Genomic DNA, 12,215 nt, shown 5'->3' with positions numbered 1-12,215 from the left:
AAAGGAGCGGCAATCGTCCCGATTGTCTTGCCGACAAACCCAAAATGGCATCGAAAGCAGATGTAGCTTATTTGTTCAGATACTTTAGAATTCTTGTTGCACCTTCCTCGAGGATCTCGTCTTTTTTTGCAAAGCAGACTCTGATTTTTTTTGCATCACTTCTAGTTGAATAAAACGGTGAAAGTGGAATCACCGCAGTACCTGCATCCGCTGTTAATTTCTTCGCAAAAGTGAAATCGTCATCATCTGAATATTCGGAATAGTCATAAATCTGAAAATATGTACCTTCAGCAGGTGTGAATTTCAATCCGGAATTCCGGAAAAAGCCATTCAGATAATCCCGCTTTTTTTGATAAAATTCGTTCAAATGGAGGTAATGTTCGGGGTCTTTCAAGAATTCCGCGTATGATATCTGTGCCGGAGTATTTACCGCAAAAACCGTAAACTGATGAATCTTTCTGAATTCCGCAATATATTTCGCGGGAGCGGCAACATAGCCCACCTTCCACCCTGTAGCGTGGAAAGTTTTGCCGAATGACGAAATAACAATTGATCTCTCCGCAAGTTCCGAATACCGTGCCATGCTTAAGTGTGTCCGTCTGTCGAAAATTATGTGCTCATAAACCTCATCGGAGAGAATAATGATGTCAGTATCCTTTGTGATTTCTACAAGCGCAGAGATGTCGTCATCGTGAAAAACAGTGCCCAGAGGATTGTGGGGAGAGTTTAGCACAATCATTGCGGTTTTTGATGAAACTGCTGATTTTATTCTGTCCCAGTCATATCTGAAATTTTCCTCAAGGGGAACCGCAACCGGGATTCCTCCATTCAAAACTATTGACGGGATGTATGAATCGTATGCCGGTTCGATGACAATAACCTCATCTCCCGGAAAAACGAAAGAATTAAAAGCAGTAAAAAGCGCCTGAGTGGCACCTGAGGTGATGTTTATCTCGTTATTGGGGTCGTATTGCCGGCCATAGTCCCTGAATATCTTTTCCGAGATCACTTCCCGCAATTGCTGCACCCCTGTCATAGGTGCATACTGATTGTTCCCGGCGCGCATATTCATATCCATCAACTCGATAAGCTCAGGATCGAGATCAAAATCAGGGAAACCCTGCGATAAATTGATAGCATTGTGCTCTCGTGCCAAAGCTGACATTACTGCAAAAATTGACACGGGTGCGCCGGGAAGTTTACTTTTCATTTTTAATCCAATAATGCAATAATCCAATAATGCAATAATCCAATAATGCAATAATCGTGAAATATTACTGCATTACTGCATTATTGGATTACTGCATTAGGAATCTTAGGTGATCCAAGGGAAATTTTCTTGACTTCTTTATTTCCTTTGAGGTCGAAAGTTACTGATTTCTCACCATTCTTCCAAACTTCAGCGGTTCTGGTTACAGTTTCTTTTGAACCATCGGCATATTCAATTTCAAGATGGATCGGCACAGGGCAGTTACCTTTTTTAACCACTTCAAATTTTCGTTTGGAGTTTGCTTCGCTGTCGTTTAAGATCAGGGACGGATAACCGAACTCGAAGAACCATGGTTTCCAAAACCAGTCGAGGTTTTTACCTGTTGATTTGTTTATTGAGAAGAAAAAATCGTAGGGTGTCGGGTGTTTATGTGTCCATGTTTTGATAAAAGTTTGCAATGCTGTACGCATGGCATCTTTTCCGATGATATCTTCGAGAATCAGAAATGCGATACCTGATTTTGAATAGGCACCCATCATGTGGGCCGGACCGTATACAAATGTGGAAGGCACCATCAGAGGGACATCACTCTGAGTTCCCATGTTCCTGCTGAGGTTTGCAGCACTGATTTCGTCATATTTCAATCCGGGGAAAATATTTGTCTGTTCGCTCAGCGGGAGGTAAACAGCCATCCCTTCGTCGAGCCATGAAAACCGTTTTTCATTTGTGCCCGTAAGGAATGGAAAATACATGTGTGCGATTTCATGAGTGGTAACATAGGTAGTCAGCCAACGGTCATTCTCGGTGTCCTGATTCACCATCATAGGAAATTCCATCCCGCCACTTCCGTTGAAGACAGTCATGTAATCGTATGGATAAGGGACGGCCGGAAAGACTTCGGAAAAATATTTTATTATGTGCTTCGACAGATTTATTACTTCGGGAGTGAGTGTATCGCCGGGTGAATAAACAGAGTTAATAAGGACATTCCTTTTTCCGTTTTCAAGTTTCAGATTTACAGCTTCCCATCTGACGGCATTTGCCACTGTAAAACTGAAATCGGGTACATCTTTTGCTGTAAATTTCCAAGTATGTGTTTTACCGGGCAACAGAATATTTTTTACTTCTTCCGGTTGGCAGATGACTGTTACATTGTCGTGGTTTTTGAGGTCTTCCAGTTTCTTGAGGCATTCTTTGGAATAGATTTCCGAACCATTTTTAAGGTCACCGGTAGCCCAAACGAGTATCCCGTTTGGTACATTCAATTCCACTTCAAAACTGCAGTTATCGGTGTAAAACTCGTGTTCACCTTCGTATCCGACCATATCCCAACCTGAAATATCATCGTAAACTGCCACCTGAGGGTACCAGTAGGCAACGAAATAAGATGAATCGCCATAGGTACCTATTCTGTCATCGGGATTTTTAGGCATGGTAAATTCCCATTTCACTTCTATTTTCGCAGTAGTACCTTTCTTAAGAGGTTCGGACAGTTTGACGAGCCCGAGTGCTTTGTTTCGTTGGATTTTGGCAGCGGGCACATCAGTTCCGTTTATTTTTAATTCATGGATGACCATCCCCTCGGTGATATCTTCGGGTTGGAATTTTACATTTCGCTGTGCCCCTTTTTTATAGACATCGGGATAGAAATTGAAAACAAGGGATTTAAGGTCATCGGGACTGTTGTTTGAATACTCTATTATTTCGCTCCCGCTTATTTTCCCCGTTACCGGTTCCAGAGCGGCTTTGATGTTATACTTCGCGGAATTGGTCCAGTATTTTTCACCGGGCACACCGTCAAAAGTGCGCGTTCCCTTCTTAACCGCATTTTGAAATTCACGGAAAATGAAGAGATCTGAATTTTGGGCAACCAAAGAGGGTATATAGAGGAGTAAAAATAACAGTAATGAAAAAACGGGTCTTGGCATCTTGAAATCCTTAATTTAATCGAATTCCAAATTATGCACAGACCCGCAATTTCAACAATAATACTTGACGAGCGGTTAAAAAACTTTACGGAACCTCAGAATCTCAGAACCTCAGAACCTCAGAACCTCAGAACTCCGGAGTTCTATAAAAGGGAGATTATTTCCGCGAAATATTTTTCACAAAGTTTCACTGCTTCATCATAGGAAGTGGTTTCTGCTATGACACGAATGATTGGCTCAGTATTTGACTTTCTGAAATGGACCCAGTGATCCGGGAAGTCGATTCTTAAACCGTCATCGGTATTAACTTTTTCGTGTTTATATTTTTCCACCATGGCAGCCAGAACTTCGTCGGGTGATTTACCGGAGATATCAATTTTCTTTTTGGCAATGCTATATTGAGGTAAAGCCCGTTTCAGATCGGATAGTTTTCCGCCAAACTCAGCAAGATGCTGGAGTGTAATGATAACACCAACCAGGGAGTCTCTGCCGTAGTGAAGTGCAGGATAAATAACGCCTCCACTTCCTTCTCCACCTATAACTGCACCGGTCTCTTTCATCTTTTGTACGACATTTGCCTCTCCGACGGGGGAGCGGAACACTTCGCAACCTGCAGCTTTGGCAACATCATCCACGGTTCTGGTGGTTGAGAGATTAACAACAACATTTCCCGGATTTTTTGAAAGTACCCATTTAACCACATGTGAAATGGTGTTTTCCTCACTAAAAGGTTCGCCTTCATCTGTGATAAGAACGAGGCGGTCGGCATCGGGATCAACAACCACAGCGAGATCTGCACCCGTTTCTTTCACCTTTGCCATCGTTTCAACGAGGTTCTCAGGAAGTGGTTCGGGTAATCTCGGGAAGATGCCTGTCTTTTCACAATTTAATTCGATCACTTCGCAACCAAGGTCACGGAGCAACTCGGGGATCACATAAACACCTGCGCCATTCACACAATCGGCAACAACTTTAAATTTCTTTGATCTGATCAATTCCACATCGATAAAGGGAAGCAAAAGCGCCTTCTCTTTATGGTTTTTGAGCATTTCGTGATTAAATGTGGTATGACCGATTTTGTCCCATGGTTTGTATTCAGCGGGTTGCCCGAGGTATTTTTTCATTTCATTGTGTTCTTCAGGCGACATAAACTGACCTGTTGAATTGAGAAGTTTTAGAGCATTCCACTCATTCGGATTGTGACTCGCCGAGATCGCAATTCCACCCTGAGCTCCCAGAGTTTTAACTGCAAACTGAACGGTCGGAGTTGGAACTATCCCGATATCTACTACATTAATTCCGAGAGCATTGAGGGCACCGGCAGTAATTGCACTAACCATCGCTCCTGTTATTCTTGAATCGCGACCGATTACAACTGTTCCGCTTCCTATCCATTTGGCATAAGCGGATGTAAATTTTACCAGTATTTCGGGATCGAGACCATCGCCTACAATTCCCCTGATTCCTGATATGCTGACCATCAATGTGGGCATGAAAACTCCTTTTGGTTGAGAAACTTGAGTACCGGAGTACCTGAGTGACTTGAGTGTTAATTATTTTACAAGTGAATTATTTTTGTAATTTTGATCATGAAAAATAACAAACTTATATGAATCATGAGTGCTTCGGAACCACAGAACTTCGGAACCACAGAACTTCGGAACTTCGGAATCTCAGTACTCAAGTACTCAAGTACTCAGGTACTCAACTTAGGCAGATATGAAAGCGAAAATAAAAAAGATTGACAGTCTGCTCCGTGAATATTACGGGGAGCCACAGAGAAGTGACCATTTTCAGGATCCGTTGGATGTGCTGATTGGTACGATTTTGTCGCAAAACACAAATGACAAAAATTCCTGGAAGGCGTATAAAAATCTGAAGGAAAATTTCAGGGATTGGGAAGAAATAAGAAATTTGAGCCGGGAGGATTTGGAAGAGCAGATAAAAGTTGCGGGATTGGGGAGGCAGAAATCTGCGGCAATTCTTGAAGTTTTGAATGATTTACAGGAAAAACGGGGAACTCTCAATCTAGAGCACACCAGACGAATGGGGGATACTGAAATACTTGATGAGCTCACCTCTTACAAAGGGGTCGGTGTAAAAACTGCCTCGTGTGTTTTGCTTTTTTCGTTGAGGAGGAATGTTTGTCCGGTGGATACACATGTGAACAGAATAGTTAACCGTGTTGGACTTGTAAAAAGCAATCAGCCGGAAAAGACTTTCAGACTTCTGTTTGGAAAAATACCTGACGGGCTGGCTCACAGTTTTCACAGCAATCTGATTTTACTCGGAAGGGAGTTTTGCAGACCGCAGAATCCTGATTGCATCCATTGTCCCCTTCTTAATGTTTGCAAGTTTGAGGACAAAAACCTTCATTCTGATGAGAAAAAATATTCTCACAACGATTTTTTGCTTTTGGACAGGTTGTAGTAAAATACTTTTTATTGGAAAATCGGAATTGCTGTCAGGAAAAGAAAAAATATTTCTAAATTTAATCGAATACTTTTGGAAATTATATGCCTGCTTTCGATCTCTTAAACAAACTTGAAGACCTTCTGATAGCTGTGCAGAAGGAAAAACTTCACCCCGGTGAGGAGACTTATGTAAAACATCTCATTTATCTGATTGAAGGAGAGCTTGAACAGATAAAAGCAAAGCACCACCTCACTTCATACAATGCTAAAATCTTTTCAGAGAGAATATCCAAAAGTTTTTTCTGGGTAAACAGAGATATCTTCAATAACGAGGACTCCGAGCTTGAACGGTCGATAAGCGAGATGGATTATCAATACTGGCTACTTGTTTATCTTCTCACCCATTTCAATGAACTCTACAAACAGCAGTGCAACCTTTTCGAGATAATTGACAGGTTTATCGATTTCCACAAGGAGAAGAGTCTTACTTTCGCCGATATTGCTATAACTGCTTCCGGTGCCACCCGCTGTAAAACCAATCTCAGATTTGCAATCTCTGCATTAAAGGAGATGGGGCTCGTAAAACTCTATGAAAAAGATGAAAAAGAAAAGAGCTGGATGCTGACCTATCTCGGATTTTTTACCGCAGCTTCAATTTGTATAAAGCCGGATACGAGAAGAAATGACCCAATGGTTTCAGGGATATCCGACTTTCATGTCTCCCGGTTGTTCAAACTTGATCACTGGCTTCTTGAAAGAATGATAAAACTTGGAAATCATGAATTCTTCAAACATATCTTGGATGTTGTGGCCGAGGATGTGCTGGATTTTAAGGAACTGCACAAAGGACATGAAATATTTGCGGAATATACAGCGTTTGTTCGGGAACTTGGTGCAAGAAAGATTGATAAACCAAAACAGGTAAGGGAGTTTGATGAACTCAAAGAATTTCTTGCCATGCTCGAATCCGAAAAGAGACTGAATGAGTATATGACAGAACTTTCAGATAAATTCAACTCGGATGCATTCGTGGAAAGACTTTTGAAACAATGAAGGGTGTACAGAAAGCTGGTTTGCATTCACTGCTGTAGCGAATTGCCTTCCGGACACCCTTGAACAATTATATGAAGAGTATTAAAACAGATTTAATCTACATTAAACCAGTATTGAGTTACAAAATATGTTGAGGGGATGTCGTATCCATAAACCCATTTCTCCTGAAGTGCTGAAAGAACTCCTGTCGCTGCATAGAGATACTCAACATCACCGAAAGAAGTCTCACTCCTGCTTTTTTTGCTTAACAATTTGCCATCATTGTCATAAGTATATGTGATGGTGTAGGGGTCGAGTCCTTCAACGCTCTCAATGGTCTCCAGAATTCTGCCTGCAGCATCATATTTGTGCTCGGCTATACGGGCAGCGGAAACCTCTTTTACCATTTTTCCTTTTGCATCGAAAATGTAGTCGCACCTGGGCATCTCTTCTCCCATGAAAACGATTTTTGTGTTATCGGTAATTTTTTTCAGAACCGACTTTTTATCATATTCGTAATCATAAGAGCCATAGTCTCTCGTTTTTCCGTTTTCGATCTCTTTATAAAGGACTTTGGTAATGAGGCCATTGTCTTTGGAATACACAAACTCTCTTACGCTGATGATGCCGGCTCCTTCTGAAGCGTGTCCCTCGATCATGGAAGAAATTATTTTTTCAAGTTTTCCGGATTTATTGTAAACAAAACTGTCGACGGTTGAACTGACATAACTAAATCCTTTTGATTTTGCAGTCAGGATGTTTCCGTTTTTATCAAATGTAAACATTGTTTGGGAAGCCGGGTCGAAGTTATCAATAAAGGTTGAATCTGTCGGTATCAGTTTTTCAAGCAAATTTTTGATGCCATACTCTTTCAAAAAACTCTTAAACTCTGGTGTCTGTTTATCGAGGTGAGGTATGAAGTGTTGTGCAAAGCCAACACTTGCCATAATAATGAAGATTAAAATCGTTCTTCTCAAATTATACTCCAATTAAATTATTATTGATGATTACTGCAAAATTAGTGTTTATAGTTCATTATACAAACAACTTAATGCCGTTTGTTCCCGAATCAAACAAAATTTTGTAAAACTGAAACTCCCTGAAAAAATTACACCTAAGCTGCGATTCGCTGTGTGGATGGGTGAATAAAATTGAATTTTGATTCAACCTTTTACCTTTGTAACTTTACGGTTCGAGTTAGAATAAATTATTAAGGAAATTGAAATGCGTTTTTGCTTAAATATAGATCATTTTGCAACCATTAGAAATGCCAGGGGTGGCAGCCAGCCCGACCCTGTTTTGGCTGCACTAATCGCAGAGCAGGCAGGAGCAGATGGAATTGTTGTACATCTGCGTGAAGACAGGCGGCATATCAAGGACAGAGATGTTATTTTGTTGAGACAATTAGTAAAAACAAAGCTTGACCTTGAAATGGCAGCAAATGATGAGATTATCAAAATTGCCTGCGATATCAAACCGGAGATGGCGACCATTGTTCCTGAAAAGAGGCAGGAACTGACCACTGAAGGAGGACTTGATGTGATCGCAAATCTTCAGTCATTGAAAGATTGTAATGCGAGATTGAAAGATGCCGGAATAAAGGTTTCACTCTTTATTGAACCGTTGAATGAGCAGATTGATGCAGCACTCGAGTCGGGTGCGGACATGATTGAAATTCATACAGGAGTTTATTCCGAAGCAAAAACGGAGGAAAAGATTGTAGAAGAACTCGACAAGATTGAGGCGGCAGCCCTTTACGCTCATAAAAACGGACTTGTTGTAAACGCAGGACATGGACTGGATTATCACAACATCAAACTTTTCAGATCAATCCATACGATAGATGAAGTGAGTATCGGGCATGCCGTAGTTGCAAGAGCAATGTTTGTCGGCATTGATAATGCGGTAAGAGAAATGATAAACCTTATCAAGATTGGTGTTCAATAAGGGATTCAGCGAAATATTTTCCCGTGAAGAATTGTTACCGGGAAAGAGGAAGCTTTTCTTGCGAATAAATTAAAAGCTGTCACCCGGGCTCGGATGACAGCTTTTGATATTTTAAAGGGTTACTTCATAATTATTAATTTGCGGGTCTGTACAAATCCTGAAGATTCCAGTTTGTAGAGATAGATTCCGCTTGAATAACCTGAGGCATCAAATTTCACAGAGTAACTACCAGGAGTCATCATTTCATCCACAAGTACCTCCAATTCCCTTCCGAGCAGGTCATAAACGGTGATCATTACTTTCCCGCTTCTTGCGATCTTGTATTCAATTGTGGTTGACGGATTGAAAGGATTGGGATAATTTTGATCGAGACTGAAAGTTGTGGGAGCTCCAACTTCGACAGTCACTTCTGAACTTAGAGCAACAGTACCGTCGAGATCGATTTGACGAAGTCTGTAAATCTGAGTTCCTGCCGGAAAATTTCTGTCAGTAAAACTGTATTGCTTCATTTCAGTAGTGGTTCCGGCTCCCTGAACAAAGCCAACTTCGATAAAAACATCGGCAGATTTTCTTTCGATGCTGAAGCCTTTATTGTTGGTTTCGGTGGAAGTTGCCCATTGCAGTTCAACCTGACCGTCTTTAGGAACAGCCTCGAAACGGTTTAATTCAACGGGGACAGGACCGCAGCTTCCCTGAATTCCAAATGAAGTCAGTTCAACGCCGGGCCAGCCCAGTACCAAGGCGGTTGAGCCATTGGTTAAATTTGCTGTACGCAGTTCACCAGACATTGCAGTATTGTTGTAGGCAGCAAGGTAAAGAGTGTTTGTAGCGAAGTCAAAGTCAACATCCTGAGCATAATTCGCATCAAAGTTCAACGCTCCCAATACTGTTCCGGCACCTGTTCCGGGATTTATTGACACCAGACTGTCTGTCACTATATCAACCCCATAAATCTCACCGGTGCAATTTATTCCAATTGCGATAATACACGGAGCGTTTGTAATTTCGCCGACAAGAGTTGCAGCAGCAGTGGTTAAATTTATTGTGTACAGAAATGAAGTCGTTAAATTTGAGGCACTTAGGTACATTTTGGAGTCCGCAGGATTCCAACTAATGGAGGTGACCGTTAGTCCTGCGGTAACGCCTGTAATTACACCAACCACAGTTTCAGCTCCGGTCAAATAATTTACGGTTATAAGTGCGTTGAGGTTACCATTTATCGCGTAGAAGACTCCCTGCCCGTCAAAATCTCCACCCATATGCAGAAATCCACCGTTGGGTCCAATCTGTGTAAGAGTACCTGCTGGAATTGCGGCACTAAACCACAGATTACCAATTCCATCGCTGCCATAGGCGATTGTTGTTGCCAAATTATCGTTTTTGGAGATCTCTTTTACAGGACCCTTTGTAGCCGGAGCCCTGCCAATGGAGGTTTCATGATTTTGGGAAAATAACTGATCAGTAAAACAGAATAATGTAATAAACAGGAAAAAAGGGAGGATTCTTGTGAAGGTTTTCATCTTTTAATCCTTTCGGGATTAACATAATTTTAAGAAATCGTAAGTCGATGCCTGAATATATCAATGTTAAATTCATATATAATTCACATACAAAATACAAGACACTTCGAAAAGTAAGTAATTATTTTTAGAATAACAAATTTCAAAAGAGATTTTGTTTACATCGGTAAAAAAAGTTACGGTTCATTATCAAGTCAACAGAATTGATTATTTTAAATATCAGATTGAATCAATTCTCCGAGAAGAATCTTAAGATAAAGAAAGTTAAGCATCATGAAATCGTGCAAGATATTGCTCTTTTTAATAGTTTTTTCGACACAGGTACTTCCGCAATTCCAGAATATCAGGATGTCAACAACGACAGCATCGAGCCCGAACGAGGTGTCGATAGCGATCAATCCGACCAATCCAGACATCATTGTTGGTGGAGCGAACATCAGTTATTTTTATGTTTCTACAAACAGGGGAGCCACATGGACGCAGAAACAGATGACTTCCACACTCGGTGTATGGGGTGATCCCTGCCTTTTATACGATCACCGCGGGTATCTCTACTACGGTCACCTCTCGAATCCTACCGTGGGATACTGGATCGACAGGATAGTCGTTCAAAGATCTACAAACAACGGAACAACCTGGAATGACGGTGCAGGTGTCGGACTTACTCCGCCTAAAGAGCAGGACAAAGAATGGCTGGCAGCAGATTATCACAGTCCTCTCTACAAAGGGAATATTTACATGTCATGGACAGAATTCGATAATTACGGGAGCGGTTCAGTCTCCGACAGTTCGAGGATTCTGTTCAGTAGAAGCACAGATGCGGGAATTACCTGGAGCACACCGGTAAAACTTAGTGACAGAAGTGGTGATTGTGTCGATGAAGACAATACAGTGGAGGGCGCGGTACCTGCAGTCGGTCCAAATGGAGAAGTTTATGTCTCTTGGACGGGTCCACACGGGATAATGTTTGACAAGTCACTTGATGGTGGCCTGACCTTTGGAAATGACAGATTTGTAGCCACCCACCCAGGTGGATGGGATTACTCTGTTCCCGGAATCTACCGTGCCAACGGGTTGACAGTAACAGTTTGCGACACTTCCCGGGGAATTCATCGTGGTAATATTTACATCAACTGGTCTGATCAGGGAGCAGGGTCGACAAACACGGATGTCTTCATCGCAAGATCCACAGACGGAGGAAACACCTGGAGTGCTCCGATCAAAGTAAACAACGACAACACAACAAGGCATCAATTTTTCTGCTGGCTTACTGTGGATCAGGCGACCGGAGTCCTGTATTCAATTTTTTATGACAGAAGAAACACCACCAGCAATCTTACTGATGTTTTTGTTGCCAAATCTGTTGATGGCGGGCTTACCTGGGAGAATTTTAAGGTTAGTGAAACCTCCTTTAACCCCTCACCGGCCGTGTTTTTCGGTGATTATACCGGAATATCAGCATTTCAAGGGAGAGTCTATCCAATTTGGATGAGAGCCGACAACACCACCATGTCAATTTGGACGGCCCCATTCTTTGATTCTGCAGCGGTTCTCCCTGTTGAGCTTACCGGTTTTTCTGCATCTGTGGAAGAGAGCAAGATTTTTCTCGAATGGCAGACTGCAACGGAAGTGAATAATCGTGGTTTCGAAGTGGAAAGGGCAAAAATGGCAACGGCTTTTGATAAAAACCTGACCTGGTCGACAGTGGGATTTGTTAAGGGCAAAGGGACTTCACTGTTTCCATCGAGGTATTATTTTGAGGATGAGAGACAATCTCCCGGATTTTACAAATACAGACTTAAACAAATAGATCTGAACGGTGATTTCTCATATTCAAATGAATTACTCATCGATTTAGCCAATCCCTACGCTTATGCACTTTTCCAGAACTACCCCAATCCATTTAATCCGTCCACGGTTATTTCATACGAATTACCGAAACCTGGTTGGGTATCATTGAAAGTTTATGATATTACCGGAAACCTTGTGTCCACTCTAGTGAACGGATACAAAAATGCGGGAGTACATGAGGTTGATTTTGATATCATTTCTGCAAAATCAAGTTTCTCATCAGGTGTTTATGTTTACAGGATGGAGACCGACGGGTTTGTTGCTTCGCGGAAAATGATAGTAATTAAATAATCGAACAGATTCAAGATTGAAA

Annotated in this window: 9 protein-coding genes; 4 read left to right on the top strand and 5 right to left on the bottom strand. The window is 41.6% G+C overall.

What is annotated here, in order from left to right; all coding sequences use genetic code 11:
• Positions 1 to 67 precede the first annotated feature (67 nt).
• The 3 genes from J0L60_12160 to glmM all read right to left on the bottom strand — a co-directional run bounded on the left by J0L60_12160 (position 68) and on the right by glmM (position 4,631).
• Positions 68 to 1,210: an aminotransferase class I/II-fold pyridoxal phosphate-dependent enzyme gene (locus tag J0L60_12160; protein ID MBN8546875.1), complete on the bottom strand. Its 1,143-nt coding sequence runs from the start codon at positions 1,208 to 1,210 to the stop codon at positions 68 to 70.
• 80 nt (positions 1,211 to 1,290) lie between these two features.
• The gene (locus J0L60_12155) at positions 1,291 to 3,138 is read right to left on the bottom strand and encodes a M1 family metallopeptidase (protein MBN8546874.1); all 1,848 of its coding nucleotides are present in this window, start codon (positions 3,136 to 3,138) and stop codon (positions 1,291 to 1,293) included.
• A 143-nt stretch (positions 3,139 to 3,281) separates the two neighbouring features.
• Positions 3,282 to 4,631: a phosphoglucosamine mutase gene (glmM, locus tag J0L60_12150; protein MBN8546873.1), complete on the bottom strand. Its 1,350-nt coding sequence runs from the start codon at positions 4,629 to 4,631 to the stop codon at positions 3,282 to 3,284.
• A 226-nt stretch (positions 4,632 to 4,857) separates the two neighbouring features.
• Between glmM and J0L60_12145 the strand changes: the two genes are divergently transcribed.
• Both J0L60_12145 and J0L60_12140 read left to right on the top strand, forming a co-directional pair.
• Positions 4,858 to 5,568: an endonuclease III gene (locus J0L60_12145; GenBank protein MBN8546872.1), complete on the top strand. Its 711-nt coding sequence runs from the start codon at positions 4,858 to 4,860 to the stop codon at positions 5,566 to 5,568.
• 86 nt (positions 5,569 to 5,654) lie between these two features.
• On the top strand, positions 5,655 to 6,605 hold the full coding sequence (locus J0L60_12140; protein ID MBN8546871.1) for a hypothetical protein: 951 nt from the start codon (positions 5,655 to 5,657) through the stop codon (positions 6,603 to 6,605).
• A 92-nt stretch (positions 6,606 to 6,697) separates the two neighbouring features.
• Here the strand turns inward: J0L60_12140 and J0L60_12135 are convergent, their stop codons facing one another.
• Complete coding sequence (locus J0L60_12135; GenBank protein ID MBN8546870.1) at positions 6,698 to 7,561, bottom strand: hypothetical protein; 864 nt, start codon at positions 7,559 to 7,561, stop codon at positions 6,698 to 6,700.
• 247 nt (positions 7,562 to 7,808) lie between these two features.
• Here J0L60_12135 and J0L60_12130 point away from each other — a divergent pair, with 247 nt between their 5' ends.
• The gene (locus J0L60_12130; protein ID MBN8546869.1) at positions 7,809 to 8,531 is read left to right on the top strand and encodes a pyridoxine 5'-phosphate synthase; all 723 of its coding nucleotides are present in this window, start codon (positions 7,809 to 7,811) and stop codon (positions 8,529 to 8,531) included.
• 119 nt (positions 8,532 to 8,650) lie between these two features.
• On the opposite strand, the gene J0L60_12125 is transcribed toward J0L60_12130, so the two are convergent.
• Entirely contained in the window at positions 8,651 to 10,051 is a 1,401-nt protein-coding gene (locus tag J0L60_12125) for a T9SS type A sorting domain-containing protein (GenBank protein MBN8546868.1), read from the bottom strand.
• Positions 10,052 to 10,324: 273 nt separating this feature from the next.
• Here J0L60_12125 and J0L60_12120 point away from each other — a divergent pair, with 273 nt between their 5' ends.
• The gene (locus J0L60_12120) at positions 10,325 to 12,193 is read left to right on the top strand and encodes a T9SS type A sorting domain-containing protein (GenBank protein MBN8546867.1); all 1,869 of its coding nucleotides are present in this window, start codon (positions 10,325 to 10,327) and stop codon (positions 12,191 to 12,193) included.
• The last annotated feature ends 22 nt before the right edge of the window (positions 12,194 to 12,215 follow it).

The sequence above is a fragment of the Ignavibacteria bacterium genome (genome assembly GCA_017302895.1).
Taxonomy (GTDB): Bacteria; Bacteroidota; Ignavibacteria; order Ignavibacteriales; family Ignavibacteriaceae; genus UTCHB3.
The sequence above is the reverse complement of the archived record's forward strand: the minus strand, read 5'-3'. Positions and strand labels throughout refer to the sequence as shown.